We start from the raw sequence: 17,080 nt of genomic DNA, 5'->3' as shown, positions 1-17,080 counted from the left end.
GGACGGCTTAGTCCAGTATGAACAGTCGATCGAGACGGTCCGGGGGCCATGCTCGCTTTTTTGCTCCAGCTCCGCCAGTGGTGGACTGTCGGCACCATCTACCCGTTTGCCGTCTTCATGTTCGGCATCTGGATGCTCTGGTTCGTCAGGCTCGGCCTGGCCCGTCGCTACCGCCCGTGGAAGCGTCCCTACCAGGTCACCACCTCGGTGATCATCCCGGTGGTGGACGAACCGGTCGACCTCTTCTACTCGGTGCTCGACCGGATCATCGACCAGCAGCCGACCGAAATGGTCGTGGTGATCAACGGCCGGCGCAACGAGGCGCTGGAGCAGGTCTGCGACCAGCTCGGCGTGTACTGGCAGTGGACCGAGATCCCGGGCAAGCGCAACGCCCTGAAGGTCGGCCTGGAGGCCTGCACCGGTGACATCGCCGTGCTGGTCGACTCCGACACCATCTGGACCCCCACCACCCTGTCGGAGCTGGTCAAGCCGTTCCGGGACGAGAAGGTCGGCGGGGTGACCACCCGTCAGCGGATCCTGGACCCGGGCCGTTCGGTGCTCACCCGCTGGGCGGACTGGCTGGAGAGCGTCCGCTGCCAGTACTCGCTGCCCGCGATGAGCGTGCTCGGCACCGTCGGCTGCCTGCCCGGCCGGACCATCGCGTTCCGCCGGAAGATCCTGCTGGACTGCATGGACGACTTCCTGTCGGAGAAGTTCCTCGGCGTCTTCCTGGAGGTCAGCGACGACCGCACGCTGACCAACTACACGCTCAAGCAGGGCTACCGGACCGTCTACCAGTCCACCTCGCTGGTGTACACCGACGCCCCGCTGCACCTGCGCAAGCTCACCAAGCAGCAGTACCGCTGGGCCCGCGGCTCGCAGTACAACACGCTGCGGATGCTGCCCTGGATGCTGCGCCGGACCAAGATGCTGGCACTGTTCTACGTGGTCGACATCGTCGTGCCGTTCGTCCTGCTCGGCTCCTTCGCCTCCTGGGCCAAGGCGCTGTGGCGGCACACCGGCCCGAGCCTCTACATGGAACTGCCGCTACCGGCCGTCCACTGGAAGGCCATCACCACCATCCTGGTGCTGGCCGCCGTGATGTCGGTACTGTCGTTGGCGGTCCGGTTCGGCCGTCACTTCGCCTACCGGGCACAGGACTTGGTGTACCTGCCGGTGTTCATGGTGATCAATACGTTCATCCTGCTGCCGGTTCGGCTGCTGGGCTTCTTCCGGATGGGCCACAACGCCTCCTGGGGCACCCGCGAGGACAGCTTCGCGGGTGAGAAGGCCCGCAGCGTCAAGGTGGTCATTCCTTATCTGCTGGGCAGTGCCCTGCTGGTCGGATCGGTGATGATGAGTGTCTGAGACGGCGTCCGAGACGCGGTCCGCGTCGATTCCCAAACAGGCCGACGCCCCCGAGGCCGAACGGAAGGCCACGGCGCGGCGGCGCAAGAAGATGCACTGGTGGTCCCGCGGCAGCGGCATCCGCCTGCGGGTCTGGATGACCGTCAACGTGGTGCTGCTGGCCGCCCTCTGCTGGGGCGTCATGTCCGCGCTGCGGCTCGACGACCAGGGCCCCCGGTACGCGGGCCTCGGCCGGCCCGCCGGTGTGCCCGGCATCGGCCAGCTGATCAATCCCGGCCCGCCGCCGGTGCCCGCCAAGTCGGTCTTCAACACGCCGAACGGCAAGTACTTCGGCGTGGCGACCCCGGAGGCCCCGTGGTCCTCCGCCGAGGTCGACTCGGTCGCCGGCAAGGCCGGCGTCCGGCCCACCATGACCGAGTACTTCGTGCGCTGGACCGCCGACTTCGACCCGAAGGCGGTCTCCCGCGCGTACGAGCACGGCACCCTGCCGGTGATGTCCTGGGAGCCGTGGGACGGCGAGGACAACGGCCACACCGAGCAGCCCCGGTTCGCCCTGTCGACCATCATCTCGGGCGCCCACGACGACTACATCCGGCGCTTCGCCCAGGCCGTCGCCGCCCAGAAGTGGCCGCTGGCGATCCGGTTCGCGCACGAGATGAACGGCACCTGGTACCCCTGGTCGGAGAGCAAGAACGGCAACCAGAAGGGCGAGTACGTCCAGGCCTGGAAGCACGTCCACGACCTGTTCCAGCAGGCCGGGGCGGACAACGTGATCTGGGTGTGGAGCGCCAACATCCTCCGTCCGGTGCCGAACACCGACCTGGCCGCGCTGTACCCCGGTGACGACTACGTCGACTGGGTCGGCCTGACCGGCTACGGCACCAAGCTCGAGGAGAGCGCCACCACGACCTTCGGGCCGACCCTCGACGCCGTCCGCAGGATCACCAAGAAGCCGGTGCTGATCACCGAGACCGGTCGCGAGCCCAGCGTGGCGCTCAAGGCGAAGTGGACCACCGACTTCTTCAGCTGGCTCAACCAGCAGACGGACGTGCTCGGCTTCATCTGGTTCGAGCGCAACCGCGACCAGGGCGCCAACGCCGACTGGCGGTTCGACGAGACCCCCGAGTCCCAGCGCGCGTTCGCCGACGGCATCGCCTCCGTCAAGCTCGCGGACGGGCTCGGGGGCTGAGGCCCCGTCGGCCGGCCCGCCCGGGCCGGCCGACCCCCGTCAGCCGCTCTTCGCGGCCGGTTTGTACAGCCAGATCGTGTAGTGCAGGCCCTTGATGTTGCTCGGCAGGTCCGCGACCTGCTGGTAGTTCTTGTTGGCCTGCAGCGCGGCGGTGATCTTCACGTCCAGGTCCTTGGTGGTCTTGTTGTCCAGCACCACCAGGTTGAACTTGTTCGCGGCGATCGCCTTCTCGTAGGCGGCCGCGCCGCTGTAGTTCTTCTTGTCCTTCGGGTCCTTGTACGAGTAGTTCCAGGTGCTGACCCACTGCGTGCCGTCGGTCTCGTGACGCAGGTAGTAGCGCGGCACCGGCGAGTTCTCCGCCAGGTACAGGCCCTGCTCGTCGACGTGCGGACGGATCGCGGCCACCATCTCGGTGGCGTCCGCCCAGCCGTTCAGGTACAGCCGGTCGGTCTCCGGCACGCCCACCGCCAGGGTGCCGGCCAGGGCGGCCGAGATCACCAGCGGCTGCCAGATCCGCCGGCCGCGGCCCGTCTCCAGCAGCCAGGCCAGGAAGAAGCCCGCCAGCAGGCAGGCGAACCAGGCGCCGAAGGTGACGTGCTTGTGCAGCGAGACCGTCAGGTTGATCCGCGCCTGGTTCGCCGGGGCCAGCACCACCGCGAGCAGCAGGACCGCGCCGGTCCCCCGGCTCGCCCAGGACGCGCCGCGCACGCACAGCAGCACCAGGCCGGCCACCGCGAGCAGCAGCACCGGGCCGACCCAGTCCCAGGACTCGCCCATGATGAACGCCACCGTGTCCTGTCCGGTGTGCCGGCTCAGCGTGGTCGACTCGATGCCGCCGCGCAGCTGGCGGCCGCCCACCAGGACGCCCAGGCCCATCAGCGCGCCCGCCACCGCCGTCACGAACACGCCGCGCAGCAGCGCCGCGCCGAACCGCAGCTTCGGCATCGCGCACAGCACCGCCAGCGCCACCACCACCGGACTCCACAGCGCCGCCGCGTACTTGACGCCGTCGGCCAGCGCCACCACCGCGCCGGTGGCGGCCAGCCAGCCCCAGCGGCCCTCGGCCCGGATCGCCAGGTAGCCGGCCAGCGCGGTCAGCAGCACGGCCATCGGGTCGTAGGTGGAGAACGCGGACAGGAACTGGGTGGGCGTCAGCACCACGAACGTCAGCGCCGCCAGCGCGCCCGCCGTCCGCCCGTACAGCCGGGAGGCCGCCAGGTAGGCCAGCACGGTGGCGCCCATCATGCAGGCCAGGCCGAGCAGTCGGGCCGCGGTGATGCCGCCGATGGTGTCGGCGGCCGCGCCGATCGGCGGGTACAGCTGCGGGGCGCCCGAGAAGTAGCTCGCGTAGGCGGGCAGTTGGACGCCGTGCACCCAGTTCGCCACCAGGTCGTGGCCGGCGAACAGGTACAGCGCCTCGTCACTGAAGGCGGTGCGGGTCCAGATCAGCCGCAGGGCGAAGCCGACCTGGACGGCCAGCGACAGCAGCAGGAACCAGACCGGCAGCCGCAGTCCCAGCAGCCGGCGCCCGTCCGCCTCCTCGCGGCGGGACCGGCGGGAGGAACCGGACCCGGTCCCGGGCTCCGCGGCGGTCTGCGGAGCCTCCTCAGCATGGGGAGAGACAGCCCAGGACACGGTCGGCTCCAGTGCGGATTCAGTGAAGAGCGGCCGAGCCGGCCGCACGAGGCCGCCATTATTTCGGGCCGTTCGCATCCCACACAAGACACCTCGTCAGCGCAGCGGCCAGGACACCAGTACCTGTGAGGCGAGGCCCCTGCGGAACGAGTCGCGGGCCCCCTGGGAGGTGGTGAACCGCCAGTCGTACCGCCCGCCCTCGCTGTCCGAGAACTGGAACCAGACGAACCCGACCACCCGCGGATGGTCGATCAGCCAGGAGAAGAAGTCCTGGATCCACAGCGCCTTCGCGTTGGTCGGCCGCACACCGGTCTCGCCGATGAAGATCGGCTTGTCCGAAAGGGCCGTCAACTCGTCGTAGGTGTCGTTCAGCAGCGGCCCCACGGTCTCCGCGCTGTCGGTGCTGTACGCCTCCATGCCCATCCAGTCGACGTAGTCGTCGCCCGGGTAGAACCGGGACAGCGGCGGCCGGCCGGGGCTCTGCGTGTCCGGGCACCACTGCCAGATCACGTTGTCCACACCCTGTGCGTCGAACACGTCGTGCACGTGCCGCCAGGCCGCGACGTAGTCGCCCTTCCGGTTGCCGTTGCGCTCCTCGGACCACGGGTACCAGGTCTCGTTCATCTCGTGCGCGAACCGCAGGACCACCGGTCCCCTGGCCTTCTTGACGTCCCGTGCGAACTTCTTCACGTAGTCGTCGTGCGCGCCCGAGGCGATCCTCGACAGCCGGTAGTCGGGCTGGTCCACGGACTTGTCACCGCCGGCCCACGGCTCCCAGGTGAGCAGCGGCATCGCGCCCAGCTTGTACGAGGCCTCGAACGAATCCTGGTTGAAGTCCTGATTCCACTTCAGGAAGTACTCCTGGACGGTCGGGTGGTCCCCCGCGTCGTCCACCGCCTGCTTGGTGCGCGCCTCGCTCGGCGCCTCCGGCGTGGCGATGCCGAACAGCAGCCCGGGCGGGTTGACCAGCCGGTCCTTGCGCGCCTCGGTGCCGGGGTCCTCGGGCGGCAGCGCCAGTGCGCCCGAACCGGCGGAGGGCGCGCCGACCGCCCCCCGGCCCGGGTTCGAGCCGGAGGCGCCGTCCAGTTCCACCGCGAAGCAGCCCAGAACCAGGCCGATCACCAGCCCGACCCGCAGGGTCGGCGGCAGCAGCCGCCAGACCCGCGCCAGCACCGGACCGAGCAGCGCCGCCAACCGCTCGACCACCCGGGCGACGAACCCCACGGGTCGTTCGAACAGCGGCGGCGCGTACTCGCGTATTCGACCGCTCAGTGTGCCCAGCCAGTCCTTCGTTCGCTCAGCCGGCATTCGAAAGAGCAGCCTGACCACGGGCCTTCAGATCGTCCACGGCCTTCTTGAGGACGCCCGCGGCCGCCGACTTCACGGCCGGCGTGGAGTCCGTCACCGGGCTCAGGTCGACATTGCCGCCGAGCGTGAACACCGCGTAGCGGCCGAACGAGTCGTTGGAGGTCGCGCACTCCGCCAGCTTCGGGCAGAACCGCGGCGTCGAGTTCGTGCGCAGCGCCTTGACGTTGCCGGCCACCTTCGACTTCACCCGGTCCGCCTGCGGCTTGGTGTCGAACACCGCGATGCCGACGGTGATCGCCGACTTGTCGGACAGGTAGGTCGCCAGGTACATGTCCTGGCAGTTCTCGGTGGACAGCACCGAGCCGAGACCGTTGTTGGTCTCCGCGGAGCACGTGTCGCCGTGCTCGGTCGCCACCCGGTTCAGCGTCTGACCGTCGACGGTCAGCGTCGCGTTCGGGAACAGGCCCTCCGCCGACAGCGGGGCCTTGTCGGTGGACACCCGGCTGAGTGCCTCCTCCGCCGTCTTCGGCTTCCCCGCCGGGGAACCCGAGGCGCCGTTGCTCGGACCGGGGCCCGGGTCCGTGGACTGGCCCGCGATCGGCTTCTTCGGCTTGTCGTCGTTGCCGACCAGCACCGCCGCGGTGACGATGCCGCCGACCAGCACCAGCGCGCCCAGGGTGCTGAGCAGCGCGATCGTCCGCTTGCGACGGCGCCGCTCGTCCTCGTGCTGGGTCGCCATCGCCGACCAGTCCGGCGCTTCCGCGTCGCCCTGGAACGTCGGCGCGGCGTACCGGCCCTGGTACGGCTGCTGCCCGGGCGGCGGGTAACCCCCCTGCCCGTACGACTGCGGCGAGCCCGCGCCCTGCGAGAAGCCGGGGCCCTGCGGCGGCCCGAATCCGGGCTGGGCCGGCGGGAACCCCTGCTGCGGCGGGTACCCGTACGCCGGCTGCGGCCCGCCCTGCTGCGGCGGGTAGCCGTAGGCAGGCTGCGGCGAGCCCGGCATGCCGGACTGCTGCGGCGGGACCCCCTGCCCTGATGCCGGCGGCTGCTGCTGCGGCTGCTGCTGCGGCTGATCCTCTGACATCAACGCCCCCTCCACGCTTCGATCACAGTTCAGCATGCTATCGGTAGAGCTCGACACGTCCACAGCCCGCCCTCGGGCTGGCCGAAGAGTTGCCGATCCGTCACCTGCGCACCACTGCTGACCTTCCGTCAGCCGCTCCGGGGCGACGCGGCGCCCGGCTCCCCCGCCGGGCCCGCCGCACCGATGCGCCGTCAGCCCAGGTGCAGGCGAACCGACTCGGCGAGACGCTCGCAGACCTCCAGCGCCTGGTCGTGGCCGACCGCCTCGACCATCACCCGGACCAGCGGCTCGGTGCCCGACTTGCGCAGCAGCACCCGCCCGGTGGTGCCGAGCTCGGCTTCCGCCGCCGAGACCGCCGCCTGCAGTTCGACACAGGACTCGACCCGGTCCTTGTCCACGCCCTTGACGTTGATCAGCACCTGCGGCAGCCGGGTCATCACGGTGGCGAGGTCGGCCAGCGGCTGCTTGGTGGCGGCCAGCCGGGCGCCGAGCATCAGACCGGTCAGGGTGCCGTCGCCGGTGGTGGCGTGGTCGAGCAGGATCACGTGACCGGACTGCTCGCCGCCGAGCGCGAAGCCGTGCTGCTTCATCTCCTCCAGCACGTACCGGTCGCCGACCGCGGTCTGCACCAGCTCGACGCCCTCGCGCTCCATCGCCAGCTTGAAGCCCAGGTTGGACATCACGGTGGCCACCGCGGTGTTGCGGCGCAGCGTGCCCGCTTCCTTCATGGCGACCGCGAGGATCGCGAGGATCTGGTCGCCGTCCACCTCGTTGCCCTCGGCGTCGGCGGCCAGGCAGCGGTCCGCGTCGCCGTCCAGGGCGATGCCCAGGTCGGCCTTGTGCTCCAGCATCGCGGCGCGCAGCTTGTCCAGGTGGGTGGAGCCGACGCCGTCGTTGATGTTCAGGCCGGTCGGCTCGGTGCCCAGGGTGTACACCACCTCGGCGCCGGCCCGGGCGAACGCCTCCGGGGCGACCCGGGCGGCCGCGCCGTGCGCACCGTCGATGACGACCTTCACGCCGTCCAGCCGGTTCGGCAGCACCGCGACCAGGTGCGCCACGTACCGGTCGAAGCCCTCGTTGTACTGGCGGACCCGGCCCACCGCGGCGCCGGTCGGCCGCTCCCAGGTCTCGTCGCCGACGCCGTAGCGGCGGTAGTGCGCCTCGATCGCGTCCTCGATCGCGTCGTCCAGCTTGTGGCCGCCGCGGGCGAGGAACTTGATGCCGTTGTCGGGCATCGCGTTGTGGCTGGCGGACAGCATCACGCCGAAGTCCGCGCCGAGCGCGCCGGTCAGGTACGCCACCGCCGGGGTCGGCAGCACGCCGACCCGCAGCACGTCCACGCCGGCACTGGCCAGGCCGGCGATCACCGCGGCCTCCAGGAACTCTCCGGACGCGCGGGGGTCACGGCCGACCACGGCGACCGGCCGGTGCCCCTCGAACGCGTTCGCGTCCCCGAGCACATGGGCGGCGGCCACTGACAGGCCGAGCGCCAGCTCCGCGGTCAGGCCGACATTGGCCACCCCGCGTACCCCGTCCGTACCGAAGAGTCGTGCCATGTTCGCGTTCGTCCCGTCCTGTCAGCGCCTGTCGGCTCGGTTGGTACCAGCCCCCGCGGACCCCGCACGAGTCCGGGAGGCACAACGCCCCGGAGCACGAAGTGTGCTCCGGGGCGAGGATCGCATGCAGGGTGCGATTAGCGCTTGCTGTACTGCGGCGCCTTGCGGGCCTTCTTCAGACCGGCCTTCTTGCGCTCGACGGCGCGGGCGTCACGGGTCAGGAAGCCGGCCTTCTTGAGCGGGCCGCGGTTGTTGTCCACGTCCGCCTCGTTCAGCGCACGGGCGACGCCGAGGCGCAGCGCGTAGGCCTGACCGGAGACGCCGCCACCCGAGATGCGGGCGACGATGTCGTAACGGCCGTCCAGCTCCAGGAGCTTGAAGGGCTCGTTCACGGTCTGCTGGTGCACCTTGTTGGGGAAGTAGTTCTCCAGGGTGCGACCGTTGATCTTCCACTGGCCGGTGCCGGGGACGATGCGCACGCGGGCGATCGCCTCCTTGCGGCGGCCGAGACCGGCGCCGGGGACGGCCTCGCCGAAGCGGCCGGCCAGCGACTCGGTGGTGTACTCGGACTCGGAGGTGTACTCGTCGACGTTCTCGTCGTCGAATTCGACCTCGAGGGTGCTCTCGATGGCAGTCTCGGCCACGGTGTTCCTCAGCTCTTCTACGTCAGTTGGGGTGTGGGTGGCCGGAATTACTGCGCGACCTGGGAGATCTCGAACGGCACCGGCTGCTGCGCAGCGTGCGGGTGCTGGTCGCCCGAGTAGACCTTCAGCTTCGAGAGCATCTGGCGGCCGAGGCTGTTCTTCGGAACCATGCCCTTGATGGCCTTCTCGACGGCCTTCTCCGGGTTGTTCGCCAGCAGGTCGTCGTAACGGACCGAGCGGAGACCGCCCGGGAAGCCGCTGTGACGGTAGGCGAGCTTCTGGGTCTTCTTGTTGCCCGAGAGGTGCACCTTGTCGGCGTTGATGATGATGACGAAGTCACCAGTGTCAACGTGCGGCGCGTAGATCGCCTTGTGCTTGCCCCGCAGGAGGTTGGCGGCCTGGGAGGCCAGGCGGCCGAGCACGACGTCGGTCGCGTCGATGACGTGCCACTGACGCTGGACGTCGCCGGGCTTGGGGCTGTACGTACGCACGGTCGTAGCCTTCGCTTTTCAGTGAGTGGGTCCTGACAGGAGCACACAGGGCCTGGGGCCTCCAGCCGACCGTCCCGGACGCAATTCGGGCGTTGGCCGCTGGAGTTCGGCCTGTGGTGTCTCCGGCGTACCGACCTCTCACGTGAGATAGAGCGAGCCAATACGCACAACAGCAGCCAACGATACCGGGCCGGAGGCGCTGAATCCAAACCGGCCCGGCGGCGGCGCCGCGGGATCAGCGGTCCCGGACCACCCGGGCCTCGTCCCAGACCGGCTCCGAAGACTCGTACACCCGGCCGTCCGAGCCGAACACCAGGAAGCGGTCGAAGGTCCGCGCGAACCAGCGGTCGTGGGTGACGCACAGCACCGTGCCGTCGAACGCCTCCAGGCCCTGCTGCAGCGCCTCCGCGCTCTCCAGGTCCAGGTTGTCGGTCGGCTCGTCCAGCAGCAGCGCCGTCACACCCGACAGCTCCAGCTTCAGGATCATCAGCCGGGCCTGCTGCCCGCCGGACAGCGACTCGAACTTCTGCTCCTCCTGCCGGTCCAGCTCGTAGCGGCGCAGCGCCGACATCGCCGCGCCCCGGGACAGCGCGTGCTCCTCCTCGACGATCGCCCGCACCGTGCGGCCCAGCAGCTCCGGATGGGCGTGGGTCTGCCGGAAGTGCCCCGGCACCACCCGGGCGCCGAGCTTCCAGCTGCCGCCGTGGTTCACCGACTCGTCGCCCGCCAGCAGCCGCAGGAAGTGCGACTTGCCGGAGCCGTTCGAGCCCAGCACCCCGACCCGCTCGCCGTAGTAGACCTCCAGGTCGAACGGCTGCATCAGCCCGGTCAGCTCCAGGCCCTGCATGGTGAACGCCCGCACACCGGTGCGGCCGCCCTTCAGCCGCATGGTGATGGACTGCTCGCGCGGCGGCGCCTCCGGCGGGCCCGCGTCCTCGAACTTCTTCAGCCTGGTCTGCGCGGCCGCGTACCGGGACGCCATCTCGTGGCTGACCGCCGCCGCCTGCCGCAGCGTCACCACCAGCTTCTTCAGCTTGGCGTGCTCCTCGTCCCACCGGCGGCGCAGCTCCTCGAACCGCTCGAACCGGGCCTTGCGCGCCTCGTGGAAGTTGTCGAACCCGCCGCCGTGCACCCACACGCTGGAACCGGCCGCGCCGGACTCCACCGCGATGATCTTCTCGGCGGTACGGGAGAGCAGCTCCCGGTCGTGCGAGATGTACAGCACCGTCTTGTTGGTGGCCCGGATGGCCTCCTCCAGCCAGCGCTTGCCCGGCACGTCCAGGTAGTTGTCCGGCTCGTCCAGCAGCAGCACCTCGTCCGGGCCGCGCAGCAGCGCCTCCAGCACCAGCCGCTTCTGCTCGCCGCCGGACAGCGTGTTCAGGCCCCGCCACTGGGCGCGGTCGAACGGCATGCCCAGGGCGGCCATCGTGCAGATGTCCCAGTCGGCCTCGTACTCGTAGCCGCCGGCGTCCGCCCAGTCGGAGAGCGCCTGCGCGTACGCCATCTGCGACTTCTCGTCGTCCTGCGCGATCATCGCCAGCTCGGCGGCGTCCACCTTGCGGGCCGCGTCCGCGATCCGCTTCGGCGCGACGGAGACCAGCAGGTCCCGCACCGAGGCGTCGGCGGCCAGCGCGCCCGGGGTGTCCTTCGCGTCCTCCCGGCCGGTGGTGCCGACGAACTGGCGCATCACGCCCAGCCCGCCGCTCACCGTCACCGAACCGCCGTGCGGCTGCACGTCCCCCGCGATCATGCGCAGCAGCGTGGTCTTCCCGGCCCCGTTCGCGCCGACCAGCGCGACGGCCGCGCCCTCGCCGACGCGGAAGGACGCGTCGTCGAACAGCACCCGCCCGTCCGGCAGGTAGTACTCCAGGTGCGAGATCTCGACATGTCCCATGCCACCGAATTGTGCCAAGCGGCAACCGCACGACAAAACGGATTACCCGCCCCACCCGAGCACCCGAGCACCTGCCGGCAGACCGCACCCCCGCGCCCCACCAGGGGCGCGGGGAACTGACGGCGCTCTCAGCCGGATCCGCCCGGCGCGGAGCCGGCCGCGCCCTCGGCGGGCTCCCCCAACGTACGAAGCCGCCGCGAGACCCGGTTCCGCTCCGCCAGCAGCGCGTCCTCCGGGTAGCCGACCTCCTCCAGCGTCAGCCCGTGCGGCCGGATCACGTTGACCGCCGAGTTCCGTACGCCGCCCGCCAACACCTCGCCCGGGAACTCCACCGGCCGGTGTCCGTCGCCGACCAGCAGCATCGCGCCGACCAGCGAGCGCACCATGTTGTGGCAGAACGCGTCCGCCCGGACCGTCGCGACCGCCAGCGAGCCCTCCTGGGCCGCGTACGGGTCGATCGGGGTCCGGTCCCAGTGCACCTCCAGCAGGGTGCGGATGGTGGTGGCGCCCTCGCGCTTCTTGCAGTACGCGGCGAAGTCGTGCTCGCCCACCAGCAGCGCGGCGGCCGCGTTCATCTTCTCCAGGTCGAGCGGCCGGTCGTGCCACAGCACGTGCCCGCGCAGCATCGGGTCGACGCCGCCCTGGTGGTCGGCGACCCGGTACGCGTAGCGCCGCCAGATCGCCGCGAACCGGGCGTCGAACCCGTGCGGCGCCTCGGACAGCCGGTACACCCGGACGTCCGCCGGCAGCCGCCCGGCCAGTCGGCGCAGCAGTTTCTCGCCGTGCTGCGCCCACAGCTCGTCCGGCAGGTCGACGTGCGCCACCTGCCCGCGCGCGTGCACCCCGGCGTCGGTGCGGCCGGCCACGGTCAGCGGGAAGTTGTCCTCGCTCCGCAGCACGATCCGCAGCGCGTCCTCCAGCTCGCCCTGCACGGTGCGCCGCCCGCGCTGCCGGGCCCAGCCGGAGAACTCCGCGCCGTGGTACGCCAGATCGAGCCTGATCCGGGTGTGCCCGTCGGCCGGGCCGTCCTTCACCGGCGGCTGCTCCGCGCAGTCGTTCACCACTCCAACTCCCCTGTCTCGCAGCTGAGATGCGAACGGGCCCGCTCCCCCGGCACGGGAGAGCGGGCCCGGTCACGGACCTATGAGGTTCAGGCCTCGGTGGTCTCGGCCTCGTCGGCCTTGGCCTCGGCGGCCTGCTCGGCCTCCTTGACGGCGCGCTTGGCAGCGGCCTCGGCCTCGGCGACGGTCGCCTTGGTGGCGATCTCGCCCTCGACCAGCTCGATCACGGCCATCGGGGCGTTGTCGCCACGACGGCTGCCGATCTTGGTGATGCGGGTGTAACCGCCGGGGCGGTTCTCGAACCGCGGGGCGATCTCGGTGAAGAGGGTGTGCAGCACCGACACGTCGGTGATGGTCTTGCGCACCAGGCGACGGTTGTGGATGTCGCCCTTCTTCGCCTTGGTGATCAGCTTCTCCGCCAGCGGGCGCAGGCGACGAGCCTTGGCCTCGGTGGTGGTGATGCGGCCGTACTGGAACAGCTCGCGGGCCAGGCCGGCCAGCAGCAGCGGCTCGTGGGACGGACCGCCGCCGAGGCGGGCACCCTTGGTGGGACGGGGCATGGTTACTCCTCGAATCTCCGACTACGGCCGTACCAGGTACCGCAGCGGGCGTACGGACACCGTGTCCGCACGACTTTCATGGTGCCGGGGGCGGTTCGCGAGGAACCGCCCCCGGTGCCAAAAATCAGTACTGCTCGGTCTCCGCGTAGCCCTGGTCGTCCAGGTCGTCGGCGCCGAAGGCGTCGGCGGCAGCGGTCGGGTCGAACCCGGGCGGGCTGTCCTTGAGGGCCAGGCCCATGCCGGCCAGCTTCGCCTTGACCTCGTCGATCGACTTCGCACCGAAGTTGCGGATGTCGAGCAGGTCGGCCTCCGAGCGGGCGACGAGCTCACCCACGGTGTGGATGCCCTCGCGCTTGAGGCAGTTGTAGGAGCGGACCGTGAGCTCCAGCTCCTCGATCGGCAGCGCCAGGTCCGCGGCCAGGGCGGCGTCCGTCGGGGACGGGCCCATGTCGATGCCTTCGGCGTCGACGTTCAGCTCGCGGGCCAGGCCGAACAGCTCGACCAGGGTCTTGCCGGCCGACGCCATCGCGTCGCGCGGACGCATGGCGGGCTTGGTCTCGACGTCGACGATCAGCTTGTCGAAGTCGGTGCGCTGCTCGACACGGGTGGCCTCGACCTTGTAGGTGACCTTCAGCACGGGGCTGTAGATCGAGTCGACCGGGATGCGGCCGATCTCCTGGCCGGAAGCCTTGTTCTGCACGGCGGAGACGTAGCCGCGACCGCGCTCGACGGTCAGCTCCATCTCCAGCTTGCCCTTGCCGTTCAGCGTGGCGAGGACCAGCTCGGGGTTGTGCACCTCGACACCGGCCGGGGGCGCGATGTCGGCGGCGGTGACCACACCCGGGCCCTGCTTGCGCAGGTACATCACGACCGGCTCGTCGTGCTCCGAGGAGACGACCAGCTGCTTGATGTTCAGGATGAGGTCGGTGACGTCCTCCTTGACGCCCGGCACGGTGGTGAACTCGTGCAGGACACCGTCGATGCGGATGCTGGTGACAGCGGCACCCGGGATCGAGGAGAGGAGCGTGCGACGGAGCGAGTTGCCGAGGGTGTAGCCGAAGCCCGGCTCCAGCGGCTCGATGACGAACCGCGAGCGGAACTCGTCGACAACCTCTTCGGTCAGCGAAGGACGCTGAGCGATCAGCATGTTCTGGATCCTCCAGTTGTCTTCGGCACCCACTATTTGATGCCGATAGAACTCAAGCGTACGGGGTCCCGTTCAGAACGGGACCCCGTACCAGGTTTAAAACGCTACCCGCAGTGCCTGTGAAGGCGCCGGATCAAACGCGGCGACGCTTCGGCGGACGGCAGCCGTTGTGCGGGGTGGGGGTGACGTCCTGGATCGAGCCGACCTCCAGGCCGGTGGCCTGGAGCGAACGGATCGCGGTCTCGCGGCCGGAGCCCGGACCCTTGACGAAGACGTCGACCTTGCGCATGCCGTGCTCCTGCGCGCGACGGGCAGCGGCCTCGGCGGCCATCTGCGCGGCGAACGGGGTGGACTTGCGCGAGCCCTTGAAGCCGACGTGGCCGGCGGAGGCCCAGGAGATCACGTTGCCCGCGGGGTCGGTGATCGAAACGATGGTGTTGTTGAACGTGCTCTTGATGTGGGCGTGCCCGTGAGCGACGTTCTTCTTTTCCTTGCGGCGGATCTTCTTCGCGCCGGCAGCCTGACGACCCTTGGGGGGCATAAGTCTGTTCTCCTACTGAGGTGGTCGGTCCGCTATCCCGCGGGCCGGAGGGATGTCCGGTTGACGGGACGGACTACTTCTTGCCCGGCTTCTTCTTACCGGCGATCGCGCGACGCGGGCCCTTGCGGGTACGCGCGTTGGTGTGGGTGCGCTGGCCGCGGACCGGCAGGCCACGGCGGTGGCGCAGGCCCTCGTAGCAGCCGATCTCGACCTTGCGGCGGATGTCGGCGGCGACGGCGCGGCGGAGGTCACCCTCGACCTCGAAGTTCGCGTCGATGAACTTCTGCAGCTTGACGAGGTCGTCCTCGGTGATGTCGCGGACGCGGACGTCCGGGCTCACACCGGTCTCGGCCAGCGTCTGCTGGGCGCGGGTACGGCCGATGCCGTAGACGTAGGTGAGGGCGATCTCGATCCGCTTTTCGCGGGGGAGATCAACGCCGGCGAGGCGTGCCATTCAAGGCTCCTGTGGTTCTTCAGAGGTCTGACGTGCCGCCTACTCACTGTCTCTCGACAGGGAGCCCCGGCCTCTGACCGAGGGTGGCAGTCCGTCCTGTTCGGACGGATCGGGCGGCCCGCGTATGACGTTGATGCGCGTCGCGCGAAGGTACTACGAGAAATGCTGGGGGGTGACTCAGCCCTGGCGCTGCTTGTGGCGCAGGTTGTCGCAGATCACCATGACCCGGCCGTGGCGGCGGATCACCTTGCACTTGTCGCAGATCTTCTTGACGCTCGGCTTGACCTTCATGATTCAGGTTCTCCGGGGTCTAGATCTGGCTTTTGTTACTTGTAGCGGTAGACGATCCGGCCGCGGGTCAGGTCGTAGGGGCTGAGCTCCACCACGACCCGGTCATCCGGGAGGATGCGGATGTAGTGCATGCGCATCTTGCCGCTGATGTGCGCGAGGACCTTGTGACCGTTCTGCAGCTCGACCTTGAACATCGCGTTCGGAAGAGACTCGATCACGGTGCCCTCGATCTCAATGGCGCCTTGCTTCTTAGCCATGAACTGCGAGATCCACCCTTCGGGTCCGGCTACCGTATGCGGAACGCTCGTGCGAACCAGGCTTCACCTCTGCCCGGGAGTACTCCCCTGGGCTGAGGGCGTGCCGAAACACGCTACGAGAGAGCCGACGCACCATCGTAAACCAAGCACCACGCCGGAGCGAAATTCTCAGCCCTTGGCCGTCACCTGGATGGGGAGCACCGGCTCCACCACCGCGGTGCACGACGAGCAGCGGCGGGCCGCCTGGGGGATCTCGGTCAGGCACTCGGGGCAGGGCCGCTTGGGGGTGGCGGGCTTCTTCGGCAGGTACCGGGCGGTCGCCTTGGAGACCGGGAGCACGACGCAGAAGTACAGCACCGCGGCGGTCAGCACGAACGCGATCAGCACGTTCAGGAACTGGCCGTACGGGAAGGTGACGTCGGCGACGGTGAACTTGTACGCGCTGAAGTCGCCGGCCGCGCCGACCACCACGCCCAGCACGGGGGTGAGGAACGCGGTCACGAAGCCGGTCACGACCCCGGTGAACGCGGCACCGATGACCACACCGACGGCCATGTCGATGACGTTGCCGCGCATCATGAAGTCGCGGAAGCCCTTGAGCACTGTCTCTCCTGGGGTAGCTACGGGTATCAGCTGACGAAAATAGGACAAGAGGCCCGGGGGTCAAAACCCCCGGGCCTCGATCCGCCGGTTTGAGACATGTCCCTCAGCCGCCGGCCGTCCCGCGCGTCACTCCGGAGGGATCAGCCCAGCGGGTCCGGCGCCGCGGTGACGCCCAGCTTCGCCAGCTCCGCCTTGCCGCCGTCGAACGCGGTCAGCACCAGCGGACCCTGCTCGGTGACGGCCACCGAGTGCTCCCAGTGCGAGGCCCAGGTGCCGTCGGTGGTGACCACCGTCCAGTCGTCGTCCAGGATCGCGGTGTGCGGGGTGCCGAGCGACACCATCGGCTCGATCGCCAGCACCGTGCCGGGCACCAGCTTCGGGCCCTTGCCCCGGCCCGCCACGTAGTTCAGCACGTGCGGCTCCATGTGCATGGCGGTGCCGATGCCGTGGCCGCCGTAGCCCTCGGTGATGCCCCACTTGCCCTTCGGGGGCAGCGGCTGGCGACGGATGAAGCCCTCGATCGCCCGGGACACGTCGACCAGGCGGTTGCCCTTCTTCATCTGGGCGATGCCGGCCCACATCGAGCCCTCGGTGACCTTCGACAGCATCACGTTCTCGTCGGCGGTCGCGCCGACCGCGACGGTGATCGCCGCGTCGCCGTGCCAGCCGTCCAGGATCGCGCCGCAGTCGATCGAGATCAGGTCGCCGGCCTTCAGCGCCTTGTCGCCGGGGATGCCGTGCACGACCTCCTCGTTCACCGAGGCGCAGATCACGCCCGGGAACCACAGGCCGCCGTGGTCGGCGCGGAAGTTGGACGCGGCGCCGTGCTTGGTGATGACCTGGTCGGCGATCTCGTTCAGCTCACCGGTGGTCACCCCCGGGGCGACCGCCTCGCGGCAGGCCTTCAGCGCCTCGGCGACGACCAGCCCGGCCGCCCGCATCTTGGCGATCTGCTCGGGGGTCTTGATCTCCATCTGGTCCACGCCTTCCACGTTCT

General features: G+C 69.8%; 18 protein-coding genes. 2 read left to right on the top strand and 16 right to left on the bottom strand.

Annotated elements, in window-relative coordinates:
* Positions 1 to 48 precede the first annotated feature (48 nt).
* Both ACI1MP_RS22875 and ACI1MP_RS22870 read left to right on the top strand, forming a co-directional pair.
* Positions 49 to 1,368: a glycosyltransferase family 2 protein gene (locus ACI1MP_RS22875; protein ID WP_043914522.1), complete on the top strand. Its 1,320-nt coding sequence runs from the start codon at positions 49 to 51 to the stop codon at positions 1,366 to 1,368.
* Positions 1,361 to 2,557, top strand: coding sequence for a glycoside hydrolase family 26 protein (locus ACI1MP_RS22870; RefSeq protein ID WP_380334525.1), 1,197 nt, complete (start codon positions 1,361 to 1,363; stop codon positions 2,555 to 2,557). The genes ACI1MP_RS22875 and ACI1MP_RS22870 overlap by 8 nt, the downstream gene beginning before the upstream one ends.
* A 39-nt stretch (positions 2,558 to 2,596) precedes the next feature.
* On the opposite strand, the gene ACI1MP_RS22865 is transcribed toward ACI1MP_RS22870, so the two are convergent.
* The 16 genes from ACI1MP_RS22865 to map all read right to left on the bottom strand — a co-directional run bounded on the left by ACI1MP_RS22865 (position 2,597) and on the right by map (position 17,057).
* Positions 2,597 to 4,192: an ArnT family glycosyltransferase gene (locus tag ACI1MP_RS22865; protein ID WP_404869368.1), complete on the bottom strand. Its 1,596-nt coding sequence runs from the start codon at positions 4,190 to 4,192 to the stop codon at positions 2,597 to 2,599.
* A gap of 96 nt (positions 4,193 to 4,288) precedes the next feature.
* Positions 4,289 to 5,500: a glycosyl hydrolase gene (locus ACI1MP_RS22860; RefSeq protein ID WP_404869367.1), complete on the bottom strand. Its 1,212-nt coding sequence runs from the start codon at positions 5,498 to 5,500 to the stop codon at positions 4,289 to 4,291.
* A complete protein-coding gene (locus tag ACI1MP_RS22855; protein WP_363471817.1) occupies positions 5,490 to 6,584 on the bottom strand; it encodes a hypothetical protein in 1,095 nt (364 codons plus the stop codon). Before ACI1MP_RS22855 ends, ACI1MP_RS22860 begins: the two co-directional genes overlap by 11 nt.
* Before the next feature lie 191 nt (positions 6,585 to 6,775).
* Positions 6,776 to 8,140: a phosphoglucosamine mutase gene (glmM, locus tag ACI1MP_RS22850; protein WP_189271475.1), complete on the bottom strand. Its 1,365-nt coding sequence runs from the start codon at positions 8,138 to 8,140 to the stop codon at positions 6,776 to 6,778.
* Positions 8,141 to 8,277: 137 nt separating this feature from the next.
* On the bottom strand, positions 8,278 to 8,784 hold the full coding sequence (gene rpsI / locus ACI1MP_RS22845; protein ID WP_043914527.1) for a 30S ribosomal protein S9: 507 nt from the start codon (positions 8,782 to 8,784) through the stop codon (positions 8,278 to 8,280).
* Between the two features lie 47 nt (positions 8,785 to 8,831).
* Positions 8,832 to 9,275, bottom strand: coding sequence for a 50S ribosomal protein L13 (gene rplM / locus ACI1MP_RS22840; protein ID WP_035863497.1), 444 nt, complete (start codon positions 9,273 to 9,275; stop codon positions 8,832 to 8,834).
* 235 nt (positions 9,276 to 9,510) lie between these two features.
* Entirely contained in the window at positions 9,511 to 11,169 is a 1,659-nt protein-coding gene (locus ACI1MP_RS22835; protein ID WP_404869366.1) for an ABC-F family ATP-binding cassette domain-containing protein, read from the bottom strand.
* A gap of 128 nt (positions 11,170 to 11,297) precedes the next feature.
* Positions 11,298 to 12,203 (bottom strand): tRNA pseudouridine(38-40) synthase TruA, encoded by a 906-nt coding sequence (truA, locus tag ACI1MP_RS22830; RefSeq protein ID WP_404870820.1) that lies wholly within the window; start codon positions 12,201 to 12,203, stop codon positions 11,298 to 11,300.
* A 116-nt stretch (positions 12,204 to 12,319) separates the two neighbouring features.
* A complete protein-coding gene (gene rplQ / locus ACI1MP_RS22825) occupies positions 12,320 to 12,790 on the bottom strand; it encodes a 50S ribosomal protein L17 (protein WP_035863499.1) in 471 nt (156 codons plus the stop codon).
* 124 nt (positions 12,791 to 12,914) lie between these two features.
* On the bottom strand, positions 12,915 to 13,937 hold the full coding sequence (locus tag ACI1MP_RS22820) for a DNA-directed RNA polymerase subunit alpha (RefSeq protein ID WP_030457404.1): 1,023 nt from the start codon (positions 13,935 to 13,937) through the stop codon (positions 12,915 to 12,917).
* A gap of 133 nt (positions 13,938 to 14,070) precedes the next feature.
* Positions 14,071 to 14,478, bottom strand: coding sequence for a 30S ribosomal protein S11 (gene rpsK / locus ACI1MP_RS22815; protein WP_030232513.1), 408 nt, complete (start codon positions 14,476 to 14,478; stop codon positions 14,071 to 14,073).
* 73 nt (positions 14,479 to 14,551) lie between these two features.
* Positions 14,552 to 14,932 carry a 30S ribosomal protein S13 gene (gene rpsM, locus ACI1MP_RS22810; RefSeq protein ID WP_035863501.1) on the bottom strand — a complete coding sequence of 127 codons (381 nt, stop codon included), beginning with the start codon at positions 14,930 to 14,932 and terminating at the stop codon, positions 14,552 to 14,554.
* 177 nt (positions 14,933 to 15,109) lie between these two features.
* Positions 15,110 to 15,223, bottom strand: a complete 114-nt coding sequence (gene rpmJ / locus ACI1MP_RS22805; protein ID WP_003956441.1) for a 50S ribosomal protein L36 — start codon at positions 15,221 to 15,223, stop codon at positions 15,110 to 15,112.
* A 35-nt stretch (positions 15,224 to 15,258) separates the two neighbouring features.
* On the bottom strand, positions 15,259 to 15,480 hold the full coding sequence (gene infA, locus ACI1MP_RS22800; protein ID WP_003956442.1) for a translation initiation factor IF-1: 222 nt from the start codon (positions 15,478 to 15,480) through the stop codon (positions 15,259 to 15,261).
* A gap of 168 nt (positions 15,481 to 15,648) precedes the next feature.
* Positions 15,649 to 16,083 carry a large conductance mechanosensitive channel protein MscL gene (mscL, locus tag ACI1MP_RS22795; protein ID WP_043914559.1) on the bottom strand — a complete coding sequence of 145 codons (435 nt, stop codon included), beginning with the start codon at positions 16,081 to 16,083 and terminating at the stop codon, positions 15,649 to 15,651.
* A 140-nt stretch (positions 16,084 to 16,223) separates the two neighbouring features.
* Positions 16,224 to 17,057, bottom strand: coding sequence for a type I methionyl aminopeptidase (gene map, locus ACI1MP_RS22790; RefSeq protein ID WP_404870819.1), 834 nt, complete (start codon positions 17,055 to 17,057; stop codon positions 16,224 to 16,226).
* Positions 17,058 to 17,080: the final 23 nt, after the last annotated feature.

The sequence above is a fragment of the Kitasatospora griseola genome, from assembly GCF_044999035.1.
Lineage (GTDB): Bacteria > Actinomycetota > Actinomycetes > Streptomycetales > Streptomycetaceae > Kitasatospora > Kitasatospora griseola.
Note: the sequence above shows the minus strand (reverse complement) of the source record. Positions and strands in the feature narration are given on the sequence as shown.